At 61.1% G+C, this 23,867-nt stretch carries 21 protein-coding genes and 1 pseudogene; 10 read left to right on the top strand and 12 right to left on the bottom strand.

Annotated features, from left to right (window positions below):
- Positions 1-51: 51 nt before the first annotated feature.
- Complete coding sequence (locus tag X773_RS64170; RefSeq protein WP_023678811.1) at positions 52-990, top strand: ornithine cyclodeaminase family protein; 939 nt, start codon at positions 52-54, stop codon at positions 988-990.
- A gap of 146 nt (positions 991-1,136) precedes the next feature.
- On the opposite strand, the gene X773_RS64165 is transcribed toward X773_RS64170, so the two are convergent.
- The 6 genes from X773_RS64165 to X773_RS64140 form a co-directional block, all read right to left on the bottom strand.
- The gene (locus X773_RS64165) at positions 1,137-2,447 is read right to left on the bottom strand and encodes an FAD-binding oxidoreductase (protein ID WP_023678810.1); all 1,311 of its coding nucleotides are present in this window, start codon (positions 2,445-2,447) and stop codon (positions 1,137-1,139) included.
- A 50-nt stretch (positions 2,448-2,497) separates the two neighbouring features.
- Positions 2,498-3,376, bottom strand: a complete 879-nt coding sequence (locus X773_RS64160; RefSeq protein ID WP_023678809.1) for an ABC transporter permease — start codon at positions 3,374-3,376, stop codon at positions 2,498-2,500.
- Positions 3,377-3,408: 32 nt separating this feature from the next.
- A complete protein-coding gene (locus X773_RS64155; protein ID WP_023678808.1) occupies positions 3,409-4,359 on the bottom strand; it encodes an ABC transporter permease in 951 nt (316 codons plus the stop codon).
- Positions 4,360-4,443: 84 nt separating this feature from the next.
- Entirely contained in the window at positions 4,444-6,114 is a 1,671-nt protein-coding gene (locus tag X773_RS64150) for a peptide ABC transporter substrate-binding protein (protein WP_023678807.1), read from the bottom strand.
- A gap of 23 nt (positions 6,115-6,137) precedes the next feature.
- The gene (locus X773_RS64145) at positions 6,138-7,802 is read right to left on the bottom strand and encodes an ABC transporter ATP-binding protein (RefSeq protein WP_023678806.1); all 1,665 of its coding nucleotides are present in this window, start codon (positions 7,800-7,802) and stop codon (positions 6,138-6,140) included.
- Between the two features lie 432 nt (positions 7,803-8,234).
- Entirely contained in the window at positions 8,235-8,420 is a 186-nt protein-coding gene (locus X773_RS64140; protein WP_023678805.1) for a hypothetical protein, read from the bottom strand.
- 156 nt (positions 8,421-8,576) lie between these two features.
- On the opposite strand from X773_RS64140, the gene X773_RS64135 reads away from it, so the two are divergent.
- From X773_RS64135 to X773_RS77505, 5 genes are all read left to right on the top strand, one after another.
- A complete protein-coding gene (locus X773_RS64135; RefSeq protein ID WP_023678804.1) occupies positions 8,577-9,902 on the top strand; it encodes an FAD-binding oxidoreductase in 1,326 nt (441 codons plus the stop codon).
- 84 nt (positions 9,903-9,986) lie between these two features.
- On the top strand, positions 9,987-11,060 hold the full coding sequence (locus X773_RS64130; RefSeq protein ID WP_023678803.1) for a tartrate dehydrogenase: 1,074 nt from the start codon (positions 9,987-9,989) through the stop codon (positions 11,058-11,060).
- A gap of 10 nt (positions 11,061-11,070) precedes the next feature.
- Positions 11,071-11,547 (top strand): Lrp/AsnC family transcriptional regulator, encoded by a 477-nt coding sequence (locus X773_RS64125; protein WP_023678802.1) that lies wholly within the window; start codon positions 11,071-11,073, stop codon positions 11,545-11,547.
- Between the two features lie 311 nt (positions 11,548-11,858).
- On the top strand, positions 11,859-12,179 hold the full coding sequence (locus tag X773_RS64120; protein ID WP_023678801.1) for a nucleotidyltransferase domain-containing protein: 321 nt from the start codon (positions 11,859-11,861) through the stop codon (positions 12,177-12,179).
- Positions 12,166-12,699, top strand: coding sequence for a hypothetical protein (locus X773_RS77505; RefSeq protein WP_023678800.1), 534 nt, complete (start codon positions 12,166-12,168; stop codon positions 12,697-12,699). Before X773_RS64120 ends, X773_RS77505 begins: the two co-directional genes overlap by 14 nt.
- Positions 12,700-13,379: 680 nt before the next feature.
- On the opposite strand, the gene X773_RS64115 is transcribed toward X773_RS77505, so the two are convergent.
- Positions 13,380-14,756 carry an aspartate aminotransferase family protein gene (locus X773_RS64115; RefSeq protein ID WP_023678799.1) on the bottom strand — a complete coding sequence of 459 codons (1,377 nt, stop codon included), beginning with the start codon at positions 14,754-14,756 and terminating at the stop codon, positions 13,380-13,382.
- A 427-nt stretch (positions 14,757-15,183) separates the two neighbouring features.
- Between X773_RS64115 and X773_RS64110 the strand changes: the two genes are divergently transcribed.
- The 3 genes from X773_RS64110 (at position 15,184) to X773_RS64100 (ending at position 17,300) form a co-directional block, all read left to right on the top strand.
- Complete coding sequence (locus tag X773_RS64110; protein ID WP_023678797.1) at positions 15,184-15,873, top strand: haloacid dehalogenase type II; 690 nt, start codon at positions 15,184-15,186, stop codon at positions 15,871-15,873.
- 211 nt (positions 15,874-16,084) lie between these two features.
- Complete coding sequence (locus X773_RS64105) at positions 16,085-16,267, top strand: hypothetical protein (protein ID WP_023678796.1); 183 nt, start codon at positions 16,085-16,087, stop codon at positions 16,265-16,267.
- Positions 16,268-16,301: 34 nt separating this feature from the next.
- A complete protein-coding gene (locus X773_RS64100) occupies positions 16,302-17,300 on the top strand; it encodes a LuxR family transcriptional regulator (RefSeq protein WP_198023613.1) in 999 nt (332 codons plus the stop codon).
- 254 nt (positions 17,301-17,554) lie between these two features.
- Here the strand turns inward: X773_RS64100 and X773_RS64095 are convergent.
- From X773_RS64095 to argE, 5 genes and pseudogenes are all read right to left on the bottom strand, one after another.
- Positions 17,555-19,025 (bottom strand): annotated as a pseudogene (locus X773_RS64095) (NAD-dependent succinate-semialdehyde dehydrogenase).
- A gap of 27 nt (positions 19,026-19,052) precedes the next feature.
- Positions 19,053-20,096, bottom strand: a complete 1,044-nt coding sequence (locus X773_RS64090) for a tartrate dehydrogenase (protein WP_023678794.1) — start codon at positions 20,094-20,096, stop codon at positions 19,053-19,055.
- Positions 20,097-20,267: 171 nt separating this feature from the next.
- The gene (locus X773_RS64085) at positions 20,268-20,624 is read right to left on the bottom strand and encodes a cupin domain-containing protein (RefSeq protein WP_023678793.1); all 357 of its coding nucleotides are present in this window, start codon (positions 20,622-20,624) and stop codon (positions 20,268-20,270) included.
- Positions 20,625-20,638: 14 nt separating this feature from the next.
- Positions 20,639-21,562, bottom strand: a complete 924-nt coding sequence (locus X773_RS64080; RefSeq protein WP_023678792.1) for a glyoxylate/hydroxypyruvate reductase A — start codon at positions 21,560-21,562, stop codon at positions 20,639-20,641.
- A gap of 16 nt (positions 21,563-21,578) precedes the next feature.
- Positions 21,579-22,703 (bottom strand): acetylornithine deacetylase, encoded by a 1,125-nt coding sequence (gene argE, locus X773_RS64075; protein WP_023678791.1) that lies wholly within the window; start codon positions 22,701-22,703, stop codon positions 21,579-21,581.
- Positions 22,704-22,945: 242 nt separating this feature from the next.
- On the opposite strand from argE, the gene X773_RS64070 reads away from it, so the two are divergent.
- A complete protein-coding gene (locus X773_RS64070; protein WP_023678790.1) occupies positions 22,946-23,824 on the top strand; it encodes a GNAT family N-acetyltransferase in 879 nt (292 codons plus the stop codon).
- Positions 23,825-23,867 lie beyond the last annotated feature (43 nt).

Raw genomic sequence — 23,867 nt, 5'->3', positions numbered from 1 at the left:
GAATCGCCGCTTCGTGGTTGCCCGATCGGCGATGCCCAGGAGGAATTTTGGATGATCTACATCAGCGAAGAGGAGTCAGCCGCCCTCGTCACGCATGAACTTGCTTTCGAGGCGGCGCGCGAGGCTCTCGTGGCGGCAGCATCGCGGCAGAGCTGGGTCTTTCCGGCTGTTCTCGGGCGCACACAGGAGGTGACCAATACCTTCTCAATCAAATCCGGTTCGTCGGGCGAGCTGACCGGCGTGAAAATTGGCTCCTTCTGGTCGGGCAACCCGGCACGTGGCCTTCCCCGCCATAACTCGACCATCGTGCTGCTCGATCAGCATACAGGTCGGCTCGGCGCCGTAGTCGAGGCCGGGAAGGTCAACGCCTACAGGACGGCCGCCGCCGACGCGATTGCGGCCGATCTTCTTGCGCGCAAGCAAGCCAAGGTTCTGGCGATCTTCGGGGCCGGCAACCAGGCGAGCTTCGAAGTGATGGCGCTGGCACGCATCCGCCCAATCGAAACCGTGCTGGTCGTGGCCCGGCCTTCGCCGCGGCGCGACGCTTTTGTCGATCAGATCGGCGAAAGGGGACTGAAGGCGCGCGCTGCCTTGCCGGAAGAAGCCGTGCGCACGGCCGATATCGTGGTGACGGCGACACCCGCACGCGAACCGCTGTTCGATGCCGCTTGGGTGGGACCCGGAACCCATATCGTCAGCATCAGGTCGGATGCTACGGGTAAACGCGAATTGCCGAGCGAATTGTTTCCCAAGGCACGTCTGTTTTGTGATCTGCTTTCCCAGTCCGTCCAGATCGGCGAGTTCCAATACGTGCGCGACGAGATCGACGCCGGCGTGCTTGTGGTAACACAAATCGGCGACGTTATTGAAAGGCGTGCGCTCGGACGCCGCTTCGACAATGAGATCACGGTCTTCGACAGTTCCGGCGTCTCCCTGCAGGACCTCTACATGGCCGACGCGCTGATCCGCGCAAAGGCGTCCCACCGCTGATCAGTTTCGCACCAGGCCCCAGTCCCGACGGATTTTTCGACACTCTCCGGCAACAAGGTGATCCCGCGCGATCCTGCAGTCGTGTCAGCGGCGGGCGCGCCAAAGGGTTGCCCGCATGAACCACGGATCGCCCCCGATGTCGGCGACTAGCGTCTGTCGCGCCAGAAGGCGAGACGGTCCTGCAACCGATAGCCCTGGATAATCGCCGGCATGAACCACGGATTGCCACAATAGAGCGGGACGGCCGAAGGCGGTCGAAAGTCGAACGCAGTGCGCGACTGCTCGCCATGCCCCATCAACTTGTGGGCCGCACGCATGCCAATCCATGGCGCCCAGACCACGCCCGAACCGCAGAAGCCAGTTGCATAGACCACGCCGTCCTTCTCGAAAATGCGGGGCAGCATGTCTCGGTTCATCGCCACATTGCCGAACCAGCAATGCGAAAGGCGCACGTTCTCCAACTCCGGGAAAAGGTTCACCAGGCCCTTGCGAAGGAGAAGTTTCGGCGCCGCCGGATCGCCGACGCGGGAACTGTCACGGCCGCCCAGCAGGATACGTTTCCCGTCTGGCGAGGGACGATAATAGAAACCGAGTTGCCGGTTCTCGGTGATCGTCATCAGCTTCGGCATCAGTCGCGCCATGACATCGGGCGCAAGTTCTTCGGTGACGATGATCCGGCTGCGGACAGGAACCAGGCGGCGGCGCAGGAAGGGAGCGGCGCCGTCGGTATAGCCGTTGGTACAGACCAGAACCTGCCGTGCATCCACCGTCCCTGCCGAAGTCGCGACGCGGAACCCCGAACCGTCCCTCTCGATCGACTTGACCACTGTATGCGAATGGACCGTCAACCCGGATGCGAGCGCCACCCGCAGGAGCTCAGCATGGAATTTTGCGGGGTGCAGCCCGCCAATGTCCATCCGAACAGTCCCGCCGCGGTAGAAGTCGGTGCCGATATAATTTCGCTGCTCGGCATGCGGAACCGCGTAGGACTCGATCCCCAGTTTCTTCGCCAGCGTCTCGGCGCCCCGCGCCATCTTCTCATATTGTTCATATCCGAAAGCGCCTTTGAACTGGCCAACCAGTCGGAAGTCGCAGTCGAGCCCTTCGGTCTTGATGAAGTCGTAGAGGAATTCGCGTGCGACCTTGCCCTCGGCCTCGATCGCCATGGCCTTCTCTTCACCGAAGCGCCGGGTGATCGTGGCATGGTCCGGCCGGATGGTCCCGCTCGTAATCCCGCCGTTGCGGGTGGAAGCACCCTCGCCCGGATTCATCGCATCAAAGGCTGCGACCGAGCGTCCTTCGCGCGCCAGCGCAAGCCCGGCCGAAAGCCCGGCATAACCGGCGCCGACAATTGCCACGTCAAGGTTCTTTGCGACCGGCTGCCGCGGCAGCGGCATGACGGGCGCTGCTTCCCACCAGTAGGGTGTGTTCTTGTCGGCGATATGAGGCTCTTGCACGTGGCTGACTTCTCGCTGCATTGCAGGGGTAATCTACGGTCGGTGAAACTTCAGATGTGGTCGTCTCGGACGTCGAGCGCATCACGCAGCCCGTCACCGATGAAATTGAAACTGGTTACCGCGATGGTGATTGCAGCTCCGGGAATGATTGCCAGCCAAGGTGCGCTGCCCAGATATTGCTGGGCGCCATTGAGCATGTTGCCCCAGCTGGGCAGTGGCGGCTGGATCCCGTAGCCGAGGAAACTGATGTAGGCTTCCATGAGAATGGCGCGCGCGACCGTCAAGGTGGAAGCGACGATAATCGGCCCCATGGCGTTGGGCAGTATCTCGCGGAACATGATGTGGGTGCCGCTCAATCCCAGCATTCGCCCGGCTAGGACGAACTCGCGTTCGCGTAACGAGCGGACTTCCGCTTCGACTATGCGGGCAACCTCCATCCAACTGGTGAGAGCGATAATGACGGTGATCATCACAGGACTGGGCTTCAGTGCGGCAGCCAGCGCCAGCAGCAGAAAGATCGATGGGAATGACAGGAATCCATCGACCGTGCGCATCAGCGTGGCCCCGACCCAGCCGCCGCGGTAGCCGGCAATTACGCCGACCAGGGTACCGATGAGTGTCGACAAAACCATGGCAAAGAAACCGACCAGCAGCGAGATTCGTCCCGCCATCAAAAGCCTTGCCGCCACGTCGCGGCCAAGCGGATCGGTACCTAGAAAGTGGTAGCCCGTCAGCGGAGGGGCAAAGCGGGCCCGCAGATCGATATACAGTGAGTCATAAGGCAGGAGATGGGGGCCGAGGACGCAAGCGAGGCTCAGGAAGATGATCATCGCCAACCCGAGCAGCGCCAAGCGATGACGCATGAAACGACGTGCCGCGCGGTTGTTTCTCCATCGGCTTGGAGCTGCATTTGCGGTGAAAGCGGTCATATCGGCTGTCTCCTGTCGGGGAAGTTGCGCGCTCAAGCCAGACGAATGCGCGGATCGACAATAGCGACGACAATGTCGGCGATCAGGTTTCCAAGCAGAACGAGGATGGCGGAGAACATCAGCAGCCCCATCACAACCGGATAGTCGCTGTAACCAAGGCTATCGAGGAACAACCGTCCCATTCCTGGCCAGGTAAAGACGGTTTCGGTCACGAGCGCGCCAGTGAGGACACTGGGAAGCTGCATCCCGGCCAAGGTAATCATCGGCAAAAGTGCGTTGCCGACGACATGCTTCATCAGAATCCGGCGTTCACTCAACCCCTTGGCCCGAGCCGTCTTGACGAAGTCCTGACTAATGGCGTCGAGAGTGGCCGTCCGCATGTAGCGGCTCCAGATCGCGACATGGACCAGCGACAGCACGATACTTGGCAGGATCAGATGGTGGAGGTAGCCCAGGATCGAGGCGTCGCCGATCTCGGACATATTACCCGCAGGCAGCCAACCCAACTTCAGGGAAAAGACGTAGATGCCGACGAGTCCGAACCAGAAGGTGGGGACCGACAACGCAACCATGGCCCCGACAGTTGCAAGATAATCGAACAGCGAGTAGCGGCGCGTGGCGCCTCGGATTCCAATCCAGGCGCCAATGGAGATCGCAATTGCGGTTGAGGACCCCATCAGCAGCAGCGTGGCAAAGAGATGGCTGCCGATCACCTCCAATACCGGCGCTCCGTCGCGGAAGGAGTGACCCCAGTCGCCCCGCACCAGCCGCCATGCCCAGTCCAGATATTGGATCCATATGGGTCGATCGAGGCCCAGCAGCCCCTTGAGACGCTCGATATCCTGCTGGGTCATTCCGGGATCGAGCCCGAATTGCGCCAGCGGGCCGCCGGGAAGGAGGTTCAGAATGCCGAAGCCGATGATCGAAACGATCACAAGCAGCACCAGGCTCTGCGAGAGGCGATTGAGCAGGAAGCCGCGCATTCGAGTCCCTCCATTGTGGGTTGATGATTTTAGTCTGTTGCCGCCGCCGCGGCGGAATCGGCGGGGCGGCGGCAACTGCGTGGATTAGGCCTTCCACTGCCAGGCTGCGGCATCCCACGACGCGGTGCGGGTGTTGGCGTTGGGCTCGAAGCCGTCCAACCCTTTCTTGCGCCCGAGGACGATTGTGTACGCGAACAGCGGCAGGAAGGGCAGATCATGGCGCACCACTTCCTGCACGCGATTATAGATCCCGCGTCGTTCTTCCGGATCGAAGCTGCGAGCGCCCTTTTCGAGCAGGGCATCGACCTCAGGGTTGGAATATTGCCCGGTGTTCGAACCGTGTCCGCCCTGAGCGGCGATTGCCTTCGTATGGAGCCGGTTTGTGGCGTCGGGGTCCGCGGCAATCAGATAGGTGACGCCCACCATGGCGGTGTCGAATTGCGATTTCAGCCAGAACTCGCCCCACATGACTGCAGCCGGCAAATTCGAGATCGTCATCTCGACGCCGATCTCGGCAAACGTCTGCTGCAGGAACTGCTGCGTCTGCTCGCGGAGGTTGTTGCCAGAAGTTGTCGAGTTCGAGAAGGACAGTCGCACCCCATCCTTGGCGCGGATTCCATCCGGCCCCGGCACCCAGCCGGCCTCATCAAGGATTTGGCGCGCCCGGTCCAGATTGAACTCCTGAACCGGCAGGTTCGGGTCGTAGTAGTAGGACTCCTTCGGCATGAAGGTCTCGGTGAGAGTGCCCACGCCGTAATAGATCGTGTCGACGATCGCTTTCCTATCCAAGGCGGCGTAGAGCGCCTGGCGCACTGCCAACTCCTTGAACTGCGGGCGGCCCAAATTGAGGTAGATCGACTCCAGGGATGACCCGGTCTCAAGTGTCACCACGCGGTCTGCTAGTTCGCGGGCTTCAGTATAATGGTCGGCGGTGATGTACGACTGATCGACCAGGTCCACGTCGCCGCTCTTGAATTGCGTGTAGAGCACCGTCATGTCGGGGATGTATTTGAAGATGAGCTGCTCGACATAGGGGCCTTCGCCCGCGTACTCAGGATTGGCGACGAGCTCGATGTGATCACCTGCGACGCGCTGGCTCCATTTGAATGCGCCGGTGCCGACCGGCGCCTGGTTGAAGGCGGCTGTATTCGGATCGGCCTCTTTCTCCAGAATGTGCTTGGGCACGATGAACGTTTCGGCCAAGAACGAAAGATAGGGCGCAAAAGCCTCCTTCATCCGCCATGTGATCTCGGTGGGCGAAACCACTGTGATGTCCTGCACGAGCGAATGGCCGCTCGTGCGCCAAGCGCGAAACTTCGGGTTCGTGATGAGTTCAAGGGTGAATTTCACGTCCTCGGCCGTGAAGGGCTCACCGTCGTGCCAGCGGGCATTGTCACGCAACCGGATGCGCCAGTTGAGACCGTCCTCCGAAATGCCGCCGTTCTTTTGGCTTGGCACCTCGGCTGCGAGGTTTGGATGTAGGCCACCTTGGGGATCCATGCGGACCAGCGCGTCGAAAACCGAGAAATGGACCGCGTCATCGACTTCGATATGCGCCATCAGCGGATTGAACACGGTCGGCTCTTGGGAGAGGCCGACGATGACGCGACCGGCCGGGCCTGCAGGAGGGGTCTTGGCGAAGGCGGGCTTGCCCAACAGATTGGGCGCGATGAGGCCTGCAGCCCCACCTATCGCCATCAGTCGCAGCGCTTCGCGCCTCGAGTAGTTGGACGTAGTCGATGAATTTTTGGTCATGGTAGTTCCTCTCTCGTTATTTCTTATGCGTTTGCTGCTACTGGACGGGCATTGCCCGGCCGCTCTCCTGGAATTGCCGCTACCAGTTGGCGCGTGTAGGCTGCTTGCGGGTTCAGGAATATTTGCGAGGGCGGTCCGCGCTCGACGATCCGGCCCTTCTGCATCACCGCGATTTCGTCGCAGATCTGGCTGGCGACGCGCAGGTCGTGCGTGATGAAGACCATCGACACGCCCGTCTCGCGCTGGATCTGGTCCAGAAGCTGCAGGATCTGCGCCTGGATCGACACGTCGAGTGCGGAGACCGCCTCGTCGGCAATCAACAGCTTCGGCTTGAACATCAGCGCACGAGCGATGCCGATGCGCTGGCGTTGCCCACCCGAGAACTCGTGCGGGTAGCGGCCAAAAGCGCCGGCATCGAGACCGACATGGGCCAGAAGTGCACGCGCTTCATCGCGCGCTTGAGCATAAGGCATCCCGTGCGCCACCGGACCTACCGTCATGATGTGGCCGACCGTCGAGCGTGGATTCAGAGAAGCGAAGGGATCCTGGAAGATCATCTGGATCCGCGGTCGAAGTGGGCGGAACTTCGCTTCGGAAAGCTTGGCTATGTCACAGCCCTCGAACAAGATCCCGCCGCCGTCACTGTCCAGCAGCTTGATCAGCAGCCGGCCCAGCGAGGATTTCCCCGAACCGCTCTCGCCTACGACCCCCAGCGTGCGGCCGGGCGCCAGTTCGAACGACACCTCGTTGACCGCTGTCACAACTCGTTGCGCGCCGAACAGCGCGCTGCCGCCGCGATAGGTCTTCACCAGACCCTCAACCTTCAGGATCGGCTCCTTGCTGGCAGCCTCCGGACGAGGGCGATCTTCGCCGGTCAAATGCGGTACGGCTGCAATCAGGCGCTGGGTATAAGGGTGCTTGGGCGACTTCAGCACCTGTTCGGCGCTGCCCTGTTCGACGACATTGCCCTTTTCCATCACCACGACGCTGTCGGCGATCTCGGCCACCACGCCGAAATCGTGGGTGATGAACATCACGCTCATGCCCTTGCGCCGCTGAATGTCGCGGATCAGTTGCAGGATCTGAGCCTGGGTGGTGACGTCGAGCGCGGTGGTTGGTTCATCCGCAATCAGCACCGTCGGCTCGAGCGCCAAGGCCATGGCGATCATGACGCGCTGCCGCTGCCCGCCCGAAAGCCGGAAAGGGTACTGGTGATACATGAGTTCGGGATCTGGCAGGCCTACTTCAGTGAGCAGCTCGATAGCGCGGTTTCGACAGATTTGTGGCGTGCCGAAGCCATGCGCGGCCATGACCTCGTCAATCTGCGCGCCCACCGTCATCAGGGGATTGAGCGCCGAGAGCGGGTCCTGAAAGATCATCGACACGACCCGTCCACGCAGGTTGCGCAGTTTGTCGGGCGACATGCCGATGATGTTCATCCCCTCCAGCTGGATGACACCCGATGAGAGGCGGATCACCTTGGGCAGTAGCCCCATGATCGCGTTCGCCGTGACCGACTTACCCGATCCGGACTCGCCTATGATGCAGAGTATCTGGCCGCGTTTCAGATCGAAGGAAATGTCCTTGACAGCATGGGTCCGTTCCATGCCTTGCGGCAAATTCACCGTGAGGTCGCGCACCGAAAGCGCCACATCGTGGGGGGCTACAGCCTGGATGCTTGCGACCATCGAGATCACCTCCCCTTTCAACCGAGCGCGTCCACCCTGTTGCGGACCGCTTCATCGCCCTTTGAGCAGAAGCGCATCACCGTAGCGGCCGTAGTCTGGCCTTCTCGGCGCTTCGCGCGCTGAGGCTGCGAGAGACGGGTTCTGCTCATCCTGGCGGCTCCCTTATGAAATCCGGTCCGTGTACCGGACTCTGTTCCCTTTTTTCTTGGAGAACTCTCCGAAGGGGCAAGCCTTGCCTATCGAATGTCCTCTGGAGCCTGCCTGCCATAAGGAAGGGTTGCTCCGCTCTTCCAGCCAGTTTGACTGTTCTGTTTCCGCAGAGTCTTCGAAACTTGGCCCTCGCGCGGCAGGAACTTCTGAAAAGAACATCCAGTTCGGCATTTCACTCTGTTCCCGTTTCGACACGGAAACCGGGATCAGGCACCATATCCTTCACCCGGCAATACGCGCCCATGAGGAATAGGACCACGGCTTTCCGGTGTACATCGGCACCATTGCCAGGCTGCCGCCGAGCGGATTGGTGACCGTGCGGCCCATCGCAATGTCGGCAAAGGCGCTGCCGATCAAGGTCGACAACTGCGCCGTGTGCCGCCCATACCGCAGATGACGCGACTGCATGAAGTGTACTCCTGCTTGGCTCGCAGCGAGCTTTTCGCGCAATAATTGCCTGTCCTGGGGGCTGCTAAACGCAGGAAATTCCGTCCAGGCACAAACTCCGCAGCCTGCATTTGCGGGCGGCAGGTTAGGATGCTTCAAATTACCGGAGTTCCATCCATGCCCGCGCCGCTCATGCACATCGACTGCAGCCCTTCCCTCCCTCGCGAGGCGGACGTCGTCGTCATCGGCGGCGGCGTGGTGGGCGTGTTCAGCGCATACTATCTGGCGCGCCGCGGCCTCAAGGTCGCCCTGGTCGAGAAGGGGCGCATCGCGGCCGAGCAGTCCAGCCGCAACTGGGGCTGGTGCCGCCAGCAGAACCGCGATGCGCGTGAGCTGCCGATGGCGACCAAGAGCCTCGACCTCTGGGAGAAGGTGGCACAGGAGACTGGCGAGGATACTGGATTTCGCCGCTGCGGGCTCCTCTATCTCTCACAAGACGAAAATGAGCTGGCAGGCTGGGCGAAGTGGCGCGATTTTGCGAGAACGGTCGGGATCACCACGCACATGCTGAGCGCGGAAGAAGCCACCGAACGGGGCAAAGCGACGGGCCGCAAATGGAAAGGTGGCGTGTTCTCGCCAACTGACGGAACGGCGGACCCTTCCAAGGCAGTGCCGGTTGCGGCGCGCGGCATCACGGCGGCGGGCGGCACCGTACATCAGCATTGCGCGGCGCGCGGGCTGGAATTGAGCGCCGGCCGGGTGAGCGCTGTGGTGACCGAAGCGGGCACCATCCATACAAAGACTGTTGTCATGGCCGGGGGCGCGTGGGCTTCTTCCTTCTGCAACCAGCTTGGTGTGCGTTTCCCGCAAGCTGCCGTGCGTTCGTCCATTCTGGCCGTGGCACCCGGCGCAAACAGCCTGCCGGATGCCCTGCATACCACGCGCGTCTCTCTGACGCGGCGCAGCAACGGTGGATACGCGCTGGCGATCAGCGGGCGGGCGCGTGTCGATCCAACGCTGCAGCAGTTCAGGTTCAGCCGCGAGTTTGTACCTATGTTCGCCCGCCGCTGGCGCAATCTCGCCCCGGGCGCCTTCGAGGGCTGGCGTCAAGGCCATGAAAGCCTGCGCAAATGGGCCCTCGACGACATCACGCCAATGGAACGGAACCGCATTCTCGACCCGAAGCCCGACATGGGACAGATTCGGCTGACATATCGAAGAGCCTGCGAATTGATCCCCGAACTCCAACGCGTCGCGATCTCCGATGTATGGGCGGGTTATATCGACAGTACACCCGATGGCATTCCCGCAGTCGGCGAAGTGGAGGGGATTCCGGGCTTCATCCTGGCGGCGGGATTCAGCGGTCACGGCTTCGGGATCGGCCCCGGCGCGGGGCATATGATCGCCGACATCATTACAGGCAGCGAGCCTATCGTCGATCCGCGTCACTATAGGCCCGAGCGCCTGAAGACTGCTGCGTGGGGCAAGGTCGCTGAATTCTGAGAAGACCGTCTTGCCAACATACAATCGATCGCACACGAGATTGAGGTCACGAGGCGGCCAGCACCAAAAAACAGGGAAGTGATGATGCGCGAATATGAGATTGCCGCCATTCCTGCCGACGGGATCGGCCCAGAGGTGATTGCCGCAGGTGTCCAGGCGCTTGAGGCGCTGCAGCAGCGCTGCGGCGACTTCAAGCTCCGCGTCCAGCACTTCGACTGGGGCTCAGACTATTACAAGGCCCATGGTCGAATGATGCCCGAAGATGGGGTGGCGCAACTGAAGCGCTTCGACGCCATCTTCTTTGGCGCGGTCGGCGCCCCCGATCTGCCTGACGAAATCACGCTCTGGGGCCTCCGGCTGCCGATCTGCCAAGGCTTTGATCAGTACGCCAACGTGCGGCCGACCAGGATATTGCCCGGGATTGTTTCGCCGCTGGCGGGCGTTGGCCCTGGCGATCTGGATTGGGTGATCGTGCGGGAGAATTCCGAGGGCGAGTATTCGGGCCACGGCGGCCGCGCCCATCGCGGACTCCCCGAGGAAGTCGGAACCGAGGTCGCGATCTTCACGCGCGTCGGCGTCACCCGCATCATGCGCTATGCATTCCGGCTGGCGCAGTCACGGCCGCGAAAGCTCCTGACAGTTGTTACGAAATCCAACGCGCAGCGTCACGGCATGGTAATGTGGGACGAAATCGCAGCCGAGGTGGCGCAGGAATTCCCGGACGTCGCGTGGGACAAGATGCTAGTCGATGCTATGACAGTGCGTATGACGTTGAAACCTCGGAGCCTCGATACGATCGTCGCCACCAATCTTCACGCCGACATATTGTCGGACCTTGCAGGCGCGCTCGCGGGCAGTCTCGGCGTTGCACCGACCGCCAACATTGATCCCGAGCGGCGCTATCCCTCGATGTTCGAGCCAATTCACGGCTCGGCATTCGACATCGCCGGCAAAGGTATTGCCAACCCGGTCGCCACCTTCTGGACCGCTGCCCAGATGCTCGAACATCTGGGCGAGAGCGCAGCGGCCGTGCGGTTGATGAGCGCTGTGGAAGCGGTGACGAGTGAAGGCGTGCTGACGCCGGACGTAGGAGGGACAGCGACCACGCAGGAGGTGACGGACGCCGTCTGTCGGGCGATCCGCGGTTCGAACGTCTGACAGGTTTCCAATGAAACTCGACAGGATCGACATCAAGATTTTATCCCAACTGCAAAAGAACGGGCGGGTCACGAATGTCGAGCTTGCCGACCTGGTCAACCTTTCGCCGAGCCCTTGCCTGATGCGGGTGAAGAAGCTTCAGGCGGAAGGCTTCATCACCGGCTATTCCGCCCAGATCGATGTGTCCAAGCTCGGACAGACTCTAACGATCTTCACCGAAGTCACGCTCAAGCACCATCAACAGAACGACTTCGCGAGATTTCTCACCGCAATTCAGAAAGTCGATTCTGTCATCGAATGCCATCTGGTTTCAGGCGGCTACGACTATCTTGTGAAGTTTGTCACAGCGGGCATCAGCGAGTACCAGACGATCATGGAGCGCATGATCGAATTGGATATCGGAATCGACAAATATTTCAGCTTCGTCGTGCTGAAGTCACCGATCGTGAAATCCCATTTGCCTCTCGACATCATTTTCGACAAATGAGAAAGCTGCTCCGGCTCGGTCCTCAAGCGGCGGCGCTCGTGCCAAGCTCCATCTTGTTGCGCGCGCGGCATTTGTCGAATGAGGGTGTCACGATTCGGCGGAGGCCGTCATTGCCACTCGCCTGAACGGCGCTTACCCTAAAACTTCGACTGCATCTGGACATTTCCAGCGAACGCCTGTTTTCGCCTTGTCCTCGTCAAATGGCTTGAATATATCATACAATGATATATAGGCAGGTAGCACGCACAGCTTGCGGAGTTGCGACAATCGCGCCTCGGGTCACAGTTGGACCAAAGGCAACAGGCGAAAAGATGAACAAGATCAACACTTTGATCCACCGAAGAGCTGACGATCGCCGGAAGACCGCGCAAGCCTGTGTATCGCGTATTCTCCGGAACGCCAAAGCCCGCGGCGTCGATATCTCTGTTGTCGGATCCCTCGCGAAAAACCGCTTCCGCGTCCACTCGGACGTAGATCTGCTGGTGCACGGACGCACTGATCCCGCGCGCCGGGCCATGGTAGAGCGCTTGGTCGCAGACCAGCTTCGGGGAACGAACATTGCTTATGACCTGATCTTTGCCTCAGACGTTTCGTCCGAACGAGTGCAGGAACTGCTTAATGACAGCGTTTAAGCATCCGGCATTCGCAAAACTGTCGCCAAAAATCGACCGTGCTGCGAAGGAACTGCAGCAAATCGAGGAATATCTGGCGGCTCATCGGAGTGAGCTGTCACGCGGAGAATGGGGCGCGGTCGCAGCAGTTTCGCTGGGAGTCCACAATGTCTACAACGGCATCGAGGACATCCTGCTCAGCCTCTCCAACGACATAGACGGCCTCGTTCCCCAAGGGCCTACGATGCACCAGGACGTGCTCGATCAGATGTCGGCGGAAATTGCAGGCATCCGGCCGGCTGTGCTCGACCCCGAGCTTTATCAGTCCTTGAGTGAGCTAAAGGGATTCCGTTACCTGGTGAGGCATCGGTACGGTTTTGACCTGAAAACAGACAAGGTGCAGGAAAGCCTCGACAGGGTAAAAGAGGCATTTCCGTCTTTCGTCGAGGCCATTGTTTACTTGGAAAGCACCCTTACTGAGGAAAACACGCACGACAGTGATGGCGAGGGCTCAGGCGGCGGGGCATCTGGTGGTCCCTGAACCAATGGCTCAGTCGTGCGCGCCGGAAGAGGTTCTGCGGGCGTTGACCCCTGAGAATTGTCGGCTGGTCGCGCTGATCCATCGGTATCGACCGCAAAGCATCACGGAACTGTGCAGGTTGGCGGCGCGTCCGCAGCCGAACGTATCCCGCTCCTTGGCGGCCCTTGAGCGGGCGGGAATTGTCTCAATGGCGGGCTCCAGGCCGAAGAGACCCGAACTCGCCGTGCAACGAGTCACGATCGACCTCGCTGAGCTTCAGAATGGCCGATGCGAGGTCGACGATTCGTGGAGACAAATCGCCGGACCATCATCTTTGCCGCGCGATGGGTGACAGCGGCAAAAGTCGATCAGTGGGATGCGAAACCGCCGCTGACCAGGTTTGGCAAGTATTGGACGTGAAGCCTCGGTGACGCCGAGCCGATCGCCAAGCTAGTCCCAAAAGGAGGGCCGGAGATTTTAGCGGTTTTCATTTGGCCCAGGAAGATATCACGACAGGCGCGTCCTGCCTGTAAGCGGGTTTCGCCGGAAATCTTGGGCCGGGCCACATGGCGTTGAATGTCGTTCTCGGAGCCGTTCGTATAGCGGAGAAAGAAGCGTCTGGGCTGATACTTAGGCCGGGAAACATGCGAAAGACCCGGACGGCGTGAGTTTAGCCCTGGTCGATGCAATGCGCCCGCTGATCAGCCCTTCATCGCTGCCCGCACATCCTTATCTTCGAGGGTTTGGTCCAGCGTCATCCGCGTGCGGTCGAGGATTCCATCAATATCGTCCTCGGTGCAGCAGAGCGGCGGCGCAAAGCCGAGGATGCCGCTGTTGAAGGCGCGGATGACAAGGCCGTTCGCCCACGCGCGCTCGAAGATGCGGCGCCCCGGATCGGCCGCCGCCGGCAGCGGCGTTTTGCGCTCCTTGTCGGTGACCAACTCGATTGCTGCCAGCATACCGCGACCGCGGATGTCGCCAGCCAGCGGGTGGTCGGCGAGCGAGCGAAGGCCTTGCATCAGGCGCTTCCCGGCCTTGCGCCCATTCTCGAGCAAGCCATCTTCATAGAGACGCAGGCATTCGAGCCCAACTGCCGCGCTCACGGGATGGGCGGAATAAGTATAGCCATGGCCGACGGCCGCTTTGCCGGCTCCGTCCGCGATCGTATTGTACACGTGGTCCGACATAAAAACGGCGCCCATCGGCACGTACCCCGAGGTCAGTCCCTTCGCTGTGGTCATGAAATCCGGCACGACCTCGTCTTCCTCACACGCGAAGAGCGGGCCGGTACGGCCAAAGGCAGTGATAACTTCATCGACAACGAACAGAATGTCGTGTTCCTTGCATACCGCGTGCAGAGCCTTCAGCCAACCTGTCGGTGGAACGAGGACACCGCCCGAACCCTGGATGGGTTCGGCGTAGAAAGCTGCAACCCGGCCCGCGCCGAGTTCCGCGATTTTGGCCCGCAGGGCCGCGACCGATGCATCGACGATCGACTGCGGGTCAGAACCGACCGGATTGCGATAGGCGTAGTGCGAGGGAATCTTGTGCTGCCAGTCGTAAGGCACGCCGAAACCCGCATGGAAGGCCGGGATCGCTGTCAGACCTGACCCTGCCGTCGAGGATCCATGGTAGCCATACTCGACCGAGATGAACTGGTCTTTTTGCGGCGTACCCTTGGCATGGTAGTAATAGCGAATAAAGCGGATCGTACTGTCGACTGCGTCGGAGCCGCCAAGCGTGAAATAGACATGGTTCAAATCGCCGGGCGCCAGTTCGGCAAGCCTGGCGGCAAGGCGAATGGCAGGCTCGCATCCCAGCCCGAAATACCCCGTCGCATAGGGAAGCTCTCTTAGCTGCTTTGCGGCCGCCTCAACGACGCTTTCCTGGCCGTATCCGATGTTGACACACCATAGACCGGCGAATCCGTCCAGCAGGGTTTTCCCGCTTGCATCGGTCAAGGTTGCGCCTTTGGCGGATTTGAGCACCCGCACGCCCGTGTCCTCGTGGCTCCGATAGCATGAAAACGGGTGAACCAGATGTGCGCGATCGAGTTCGATCAGTGAGTTTGCCAGCATTTCTTCCTCCGATTCAGCGCAGTGCCTGACTGGCGAGAGCATAAGTCCGGTGTGGTGTGGTTTCGTCCTTCAGCTCGTTTTCCAGCGTGATCTGTTGCGCGGTCATGTTCATTCGGGCCTGAATTGTCCTAGGCCGAAGATAGGCTGCCGCGGGCAGCAGTTCCTCCCGACCAGAACCTGAGCGATAGGCGTTTTGACTTTCCTTTGCCGCCGGCACCGCATCTTATGCGGACGCACGGCTGAGAGATCACGCGCCCGCCGAAGCCCGAAACGAACTCAGGCGCAACTCTCTGCCAAAGCTCTCACCCAATACAAAACAATCTGCTTCAGGCCGCATCGAATGCGGCGACTAGTCTTCTCCCGTTCTCATTATGATCCTTGCTGTTAAAGGCACGCAGTGCCGACAGGATTGGAAGGATCGACGCCCATGACCCAGTTCAGACCGAAATACATCACCTTTGACTGCTACGGTACACTGACCAACTTCGACATGGCCGGCGCGGCGAGACGCGTCTACGGTGCGCAGCTCTCCCCAGCTGGGATGGCGCAGTTCATCAAGGATTTCTCGGCCTATCGCCTCGATGAGGTTCTTGGCGCCTGGAAGCCGTACAGCGAGGTCGTGCACAATTCCGTGGAACGTGCCTGCAAGCGCAACGGCGTCGCATTCCGGCCCGAGGATGCCGAGCGCATCTATGCGGAAGTGCCGACATGGGGTCCGCATCCGGATGTCCCGGCGGGCCTGGCCAAGGTCGCCAAGGAAATCCCGCTGGTGATCCTGTCGAATTCCATGAAGAGCCTAATCATGTCGAACGTGGAGAAACTCGGCGCACCGTTCCACATGGTCATCACGGCGGAGGAGACCGGCGCCTACAAGCCTTTAATGAAGGGCTTCGAATATATGTTCGAGAAGCTCGGCTGCGGCCCGGAGGACATTACGCACGTGTCGTCCTCATTTCGCTATGATCTCATGACCGCCTATGATCTCGGTATCAAGAGCAAGGTCTGGGTGAACCGCGGCCACGAGCCTGCGAACCCCTTCTACGAATATACCGAAATCAAGGATATCGGCGGTCTGGCCGGCGCCGTCGGACTGGAGCCCGTTCGGGAATTCGCCTGAACGTCTGTTGCTGGCGCCAAAAGCGGACCTTGGCCATCGGAAGCGCCCTCAAGCAATAGCGCCATGGTCATCCGGTGAGCTGGCAACGCCTGTTGCCATTGCGTTTGTGCCTCCCTCCACACCGGGGCTCTGTAGTCCGCGCGCATGACAAAGCGGCACGCTCGGCCGTGCCAGGGTGCCAGCGATGTAAGCGCCAGCACCGGAGGCAGTCATGGACATTTACAGTCTCGTCGCAGCGAACCTTCATTCAGGGGCCAGTCCCGCGCTGAAGGATGCCAAGTCTGAAAACCGCTACTACTCGGATCAGGTCGCCTTGCCGCGATTGGGCCTCGGGCTGCTCGGGTCAATCGCCGTCTGCGCCTTGCTGATCCTTGTAGGCATGCCTCCGAGCTGAGGCAGGTGACATGCCGCGAGAGATTGGCCGTGATATGCTGCCACGCGACGTTGCCGGAGAGCGGGTGATGGACAATAGCGAGGCTGATAAGGCCGCAGTCGTGGCGGTGATCCGCGCCGAGACCGAAGCCTGGCTGCAGCGGGATTTCGAGGCATTGGCGAGCCACTGGGTGCAGTCGCCGCAGACCCGGCGAATGGAGGCCTTTGCCTCACTCGGCGTTCGAGTCGACGAAGGCTGGGACGCTATCGCCGCCCGCCTCAAGAAGATCGTGGAGCGGTTCCCCGACAAGCACGCCTTCGAAGAGCGCGTGCGCTGGGAGAAGGTCAACATCGTCGTCGACGGAAACGTGGCCTGGATGACTTTCGACCAGATCGGCAGTGATACGGGCGAAGACCGCAAACGTCAGCTCCGGATTCTCCACCGGATCGGCGGCGACTGGAAGATCGGTTGCATGGTGATGATGGAGAGCAGCGTCGAGGAAGCGAATAGCCCGCTGATCGAGGTCGACGCAGACGCCCGAATACTTTGGACGAACCGGCTCGCACGCGAGCGGATAGCGGGCCACCCGGGCCTGGTCAACGCCGCCGGTCGCTTGCGTGCCCGGCGACACGAGCGTGATCTGGGACTTCGCGACGCGGTGCGCCTGGCGTTCCGCGAATTGCAGAGCCAGAGACCCCTGAACATATCGCCGAAACAGGCCTGGGCAGTGGCGCTTGGTGAGGACGCGGCGGGAGTGCCGCTGCATTGCTGGGTTCTGCTTGAGGACGGCAAGATACTGGTGTCATTCGACGATGCCGCGACGGTCGCGCGCCGGATCACTGGAGCGCAGGAAGTCTACGGACTCTCGCCGGCCCAGGTCAGGCTTGCCCGCCTGATTCTCGATGGTCACGATCTAGCGGCCGCCGCCGATCTGCTCGCAGTCAGCGTCAACACCCTGCGGACCCAGCTGCAGCGGATCTTCGACAAGACCGGAGTGCGCAGCCAGGCCGCATTGGTTCGTTCACTGCTTAGCGCTGAGGCGCCGAACAAGTAGCACCGCCCCGCCCCAATGCCCTGCTCATGCCGCTCGCCCCCAAGGCGGGTGAAGGGAAGTGAACCCTCGTCGTAAGCGTGAGAACTTGAGTGCACTGCCGGCATGAGTCTGCTTTGGGCGGAGTCGCGCCAGAGCGAGGCGCTCCCAAACCTTAATAGCCACTGGTCGCAACAGGAAAGGGGCGGTTTTCACCGCCCCTTTCCTGTCGTTCCAACGTTTTAGGCTGCAAGTGTTTCCACCTGCATGCAATATAATTAATTAAGCCCGCCAACATGAAGCGCCTTGACCTCGAGATATTCTTCGATGCCGAGTTGCGATCCTTCGCGCCCCACTCCCGACTGCTTGACACCGCCGAAAGGCGCAACCTCGGTCGAGATCATGCCTGTGTTGAGCCCGACCATACCGAACTCCAGCGCCTCGGCAACACGCCATGAGCGCTTGAGGTTGTCGGTGTAGAAGTACGCGGCAAGGCCGAACGGCGTACCGTTCGCAATGGCGATGGCCTCTTCCTCCGTCTCGAAGCGAAAAAGCGGCGCCACCGGACCGAACGTCTCTTNCTTCCGATGCCAGGAGCATCCCGGTAGTAGCTTCTCCCAGCACGACGGGCCGTGCATATTGCTTACCCTCCGGCATCGTCTCGCTTTGGGCGATAATCTGCGCACCTTTCGCCCGTGCATCCGCGATGTGACGCTCGATCTTGTCGATCGCGGCCGCGTTGATCATCGGGCCGATCTCAGTGCCCTCGTCGGTCCCTGCGCCAACCTTCATCCGCGTGACGCGCCGGCTCAGCTTTTCGGCGAAAGCGTCGTAAACGCCTTCCTGCACAAGAATCCGGTTCGCGCAGACGCAGGTTTGACCGCCATTGCGGAACTTGGATGCGATCACCCCTTCAACTGCCTTATCCAGATCGGCGTCGTCAAAGACGATAAAGGGTGCGTTGCCGCCAAGCTCCAGGCTCAGCCGCTTGATACTATCGGCCGCACCACGCATGAGCAGCGCACCGACGCGGGTCGAACCGGTGAACGAGATCTTGCGCACCGTCTCATTGGCCATCAGTTCGTTGCCGATTTCGACGGGCATGCCCGTCACAATGTTGATCACGCCTGCAGGGATACCTGCCCGTTCCGCCAGAACGCCGAGCGCCAGCGCCGAGAATGGCGTAAATTCCGACGGCTTGATGACAACCGTACAACCTGCGGCCAGCGCCGGTGCTACTTTGCGTGCGATCATCGCGTTGGGGAAATTCCACGGCGTGATGATGGCGCAGACGCCGACGGGTTCTTTCAGCACCAGAATGCGGCGATCGGCCGTGGGTGACGGAATGGTCGAGCCACCGATCCGGCGCGCCTCCTCAGCAAACCATTTCACAAAAGATGCGCCGTAGCGGAGTTCCGCCAACGCCTCGGCAAGCGGCTTGCCCTGTTCCAGCGTCAGCAGGAGCGCGAGATCCTGTTCGTGCTGACGGATGAGGTCGTGCCAGCGCTCCAGAAATCCTGCACGCTCGGCATGGGTCCTTTTCCTCCAGCCTTTGAAGGCGTCGGCCGCGGCGCCGATTGCCGCTCTCGTCTCGTTCTCCCCCATTGCGGGAACGGTGCCGAGAACACTTTGGCTGGCAGGGTCAATGACATCGACCACGCCCTTCGTTTCGCCATCCCGCCAGACACCGCCAATCAGCGCCTGCTGGCGGAAAAGGTCGGAATCGTTGAACATGCCAATCTTCGTCATCGCATTCATGGTCTTTCCTCTGCTCTTTCAGCTCAATCCTGCCAGCACGGTCTGCATGATTGTTTCAGTCCTGTCCTTGCCCGCGATCGTGCCAATCCCCCGCGCGGTTGCGGACTCGATTGCCGACATCACTTCGGCCACAGCCTGCCCCTCGCCCAGATGCTCGAGCATCATCGCACCGGACCAGATCGCGGCGATCGGATTGGCGACACCGAGATGCGCGATGTCGGGCGCCGAACCGTGGACCGGCTCGAACATGGAAGGCGCGCTGCGATCGGGATTGATATTGGCGGAGGCGGCGTAACCCAGTCCGCCCTGAATGGCCGCTCCAATATCCGTGAGGATGTCGCCGAAAAGGTTCGATGCGACGATTACGTCGAGGCTTTCCGGCGCCAGGACCATGCGGGCGGCAATGGCGTCGATGTGGTAGTGCGAGACCTCCACATCGGCATAGTCTTTTGCCAACTCGCGCGTGACCTCATCCCAGAAAACCATGGTGTGTTTCTGCGCGTTGGATTTGGTGACAGATGCGAGCTTCCTGCGACGCACCCGCGCCTGTTCGAAACCGAAACGGATGATCCGTTCGACACCCGTACGCGTGAAGATCGCAGTCTCAACCGCGACCTCATCGGCCGTGCCGGAATGAACGCGCCCACCGGCGCCGGAATATTCGCCTTCCGTATTCTCGCGGATGCACAGGATATCGAAGCCATCGGAGCGGAGCGGCCCCTGAACGCCCGGCAACAGCCGGTGCGGTCGTATGTTGGCGTATTGCGTGAACCCTTTCCGGATCGGCAGGAGCAGTCCGTGAAGCGATACCGAGTCGGGCACTTCCGCGGACCAGCCCACAGCGCCGAGATAGATCGCATCGAATTTTCGGAGTGTCTCGATGCCGTCTGACGGCATCATTGCACCGGTCTCCAGGTAGTAGGCGCACGACCATGGGAATCTTGTGTCATCAAGGGCGAAACCGCCCCGCTTTGCCGCCGCCTGCAGCACCTGCCATGCCGCCTGCGTCACGTCCTTGCCGATGCCGTCGCCGGGGATGAGCGCTATCTTGTAGGTCTTCATTGATGGAGGTCCTCATTCGCACTAGCGTCACCGGAACAGTAGTCCACCGCCGGCCGCATTTTCCGTCGAGGTTGAGCCCTCCGACGGCGTCGAATCGCGTCAGGCGGAACCTGGAAAGCCGATTGTTCTGGAGCCGCCGGGCGCTATTCGGCGGGACCTTGAGCACTGGACTCAGTCATAAACGCAGACGTAGATCTTGCGCACGGTCTCGATAGTGCGCCAGACGCCAACGAAACCGGGCTTCATCACGAAACTGTCGCCGGCGCGGTAGGTCTTGGTCTCACCGCCCTTCTCCTCGATTTCGACGAGACCCGAAACGATGTGGCAGAACTCGTAGATCGTGCCCTTGATCGAATGCGTCTCGCCGGGCGTCGCCTCCCAGACACCGGTGAGCACCTTTTCGCCCTTCGAGGCATCCTGCGCCCAGGTCTTGAAGGATGGATTGCCGGAAATGAGCCGCTCCGGAGCCGGTAGTGCCTCCTTCGGCGCAAAGTCTGGAACTGTGTCGATCGTGATCAGAAGTGACATGTGATGTTTCCTGGTTAGTAGCCGAGTGCCCGATCGACGAGGCCGATCAGTTCTTCTCCGGCGCGGTGGCGCCGGATGTTGTCCACGACGGATTGTGCCGCCGTATGCGGTTGCGTCACCGAGGCGATGTGAGGCGTTATCATCACCTTCGGATGCGACCACAGCGGATGGTCTTCCGGGAGCGGTTCTGGATCAGTGACATCAAGCATCGCCGCAGATAGGTGACCGGTGTCGAGCGCGTTGATCAGCGCGGCCTGGTCCAGTTGCGGACCCCTGCCGACATGCAGCAGCTGCGCCCCGACGGGCAGCAAGTCGAAGAACTCTGCATCGAGCACACCGTGTGTTTGTTCCGTGAGCGGGAGCAGGCAGACGAGAATATCCGTTTGCTTCAGAAAGCCCGCGAGTTGGTCCGTGCCGTGAAAACAGGCAACGTCCTCGATCCGCTTTTCGCTGCGGCTCCAGCCGGCAAGCGGAAACTGGAAGGGCTTCAAGCGCTCGATAGCCGCCTGGGCCAGCATGCCAAGGCCGAGGAAGCCAACCCGGCGTTCGGCCGCCTGTCGAGCGGCAATCGGTTGCCAGAGGCATCTTTTCTGCTGCTCGAGATAGGCGGGCATCTCCCGGTGGAGCGCCAACACGCCGAGCGCGACGTATTCCTGCATCATGCGTATGATGCCGTTCTCGACCATGCGCACAAGCTTCACATGGCTTGGCACCACGTCCTGCTTGAACTGGTCGACGCCCGCTCCGATGGAAAACAGCACTTCCAGATTGCGGTAGCGCGAGATCTCGTCCGGCACCGTCCAGGTGATGAGATAGCGCACCTTCTCCGGCTCCATCTCGTCCCCGGAATGGACGAATTCCAGATCCGGGAGCTGGCGCGCAAAGATCTCGCGGAAGACCGCAGCACGCGCCGCATCGGAATTGAAAAGAAACGCCATGGTGACCGCCCTTCCTTCAGGCCGCAAGACGCGCGCCGAGCCCCTCGATCATCTTCCGGCAAGCGGCGAGTTCACCAATCTCGATATATTCGTCGGGACGATGGGCACGGCCGATGTCGCCGGGTCCGCAAACGACCGCATCGATGCCGGCCTGCTGATAAAGTCCGGCCTCCGTGCCGTAACTCACGGCTGTCAGCGGCTCCTGCCCCGTCAGCTCCGTCAGAACGGCCGCTAGCGCGCTCCCGTTAGCGGGCGCAAGGGCGGGATAGGTGCTCAACTCATGCCACGCCACATCGAAGCCGCTGTCTCGCAGAGCGAAAAGCCGGGTCTTGACCGGCTCAAGCAGGGAGGCTGGAGAAACGCCGGGCACGGCGCGCGCCTCGATATCGGCTGTGCAGTGGCCAGGGATGATGTTGACCGCCTGTCCACCGGCGATGACGCCCACCTGCAAGGAAGAATACGGGGGCTCGAAATTTTGATCGAGCGGCCCGTCGGCGAGGGATCGGCCGTAGGCCACGGCGTGCGCGATGACGCCGGCCATGGCGTGCACGGCGTTGAGTCCGAGATCGGGGCGTGAGGAATGGCCGGATCGCCCGATCACCTCGAGCCGCGCGGCGGCCTTCCCCTTGTGCGCGCGCACAGGCTGCATCCTGCTCGGCTCGCCGACAATCGCGCCAAGCGGCCTCTCGCATAAGCTCGGCAACGCGGCTAGGAGATGCGGCACACCACGGCACCCCGCCTCTTCGTCATATGAGAATGCGAGATGAACGGGCTGCCGCAGGTTCATCGCCGCAAGTCCTGGGAGCGCCGCCAATGCGCAGGCGAGGAAGCCCTTCATGTCGGAGGTGCCGCGGCCGTAAAGCCTGCCGCCCTCGCGGCGCAGAACGAACGGGTCCGAGCTCCATTCCGGCTCGCCGGCCGGGACGACATCCATATGCCCGGAGATGATGTAGCCCCGACCTTGGCGCGGGCCGATCGTGAGGAAAAGGTTGGACCGGTCGCCCTCGGGACCGGGGAGAACCGTCACCTCGGCTCCGGCTGCCTGACAATAGTCGCGGATCCAATCGACGATCGCGCCGTTTGGCGTGCCCACAACAGAGGGAAATGCAACCAGGGTCGCGAGGATTTCTTCCACGTTCATGGCGGTCCGCTCTGCTTGCACACTATCACCGGGTGCAACCAGCCTATCCGCAGGCAGCAGTGTTCCCTGCCGAATTGCGTCGTGCTTTGGCCGAAGATTGCGAAAAAGCACCTCGAACCAGCGAAACCTGCTGGCTTTCCCGTATAATGCTGCGGCAAAAGAGGCATGTCGCGACATGACGATCGATGACAGGATCAACACCGCGTGCCTTGCGCATTGGTTGAAGGAGCGGATCGATTGAGATGCAGAGATCAGTACGCCTGAAATCCTTCGAACTGGTCGCGCGGGACATTGATGATGTCGACGTCAAGCTACTGCACGCGCTGTCGATCTCAGTCCGCTGGCCTCACCGGCCGAAGGATTGGGACTTTCTGCGCCGTGCCGGACGCGGCATTGTTGCCGTTGATGGTATTGGACGCGTTTTCGGGAGCGCGATGTGGTTTCCCCACGGGGACGACTTTGCCACCATTGGCCTGGTGATCACAACACCACGCACACAAGCGCAAGGAGGCGGCCGATGGCTCATGGACCTAGTCCTTGAGCAGTGCGGCGATCGCAATTTGGCGCTCAACGCGACCCATGCTGCCTACCCCCTCTACGTTTCACTCGGCTTCACGACCGAGGCGATCGTATACCAGCGCCAGGGGGAGGTCCCACAAACACTCCCGGCTATGCCTTCCTTGAACGGTGAATTGCAGGCGCTGTCGAGCGACAGACTTAAGGACATCACGCCGCTGGATACGCGCGCGTTAGGGATAAACCGCGAGAGGCTGCTCGCGTTGCTCGCAGCGGATGCCTCAATCTGCACTTTGAGCCGCGGCGGCGAAATCGTCGGCTATTCCATGTGTCGCGAGTTCGGACGTGGTCACGTGATCGGCCCCATAGTCGCGCGCAGCGATCTCGACGCGGTCCACCTCACAGCCGTGCATCTGAAGGAACTGGCAGGACGATTCGCCCGCGTCGACACCCGCGAGAAGGATGGCGTGTTTGCCGCGTTTCTCCAGCAGTGCGGCCTCGGCATTGCCGAGACCGTTACGACCATGTCCAAAGGGCGCCGCTTCCTGAACCGCCAAGACAATGGGCCTTGGGTCTATGGATTGGCCGGCCACGCCTTGAGCTGAATGCAAGCATACTGTCGCCTTCAACCAGCGGTCAGAGAATCGG

This window comes from Mesorhizobium sp. LSJC280B00 (assembly GCF_000502835.1).
Lineage (GTDB): Bacteria > Pseudomonadota > Alphaproteobacteria > Rhizobiales > Rhizobiaceae > Mesorhizobium.
This window is presented reverse-complemented; position numbering and strand designations above follow the sequence as displayed.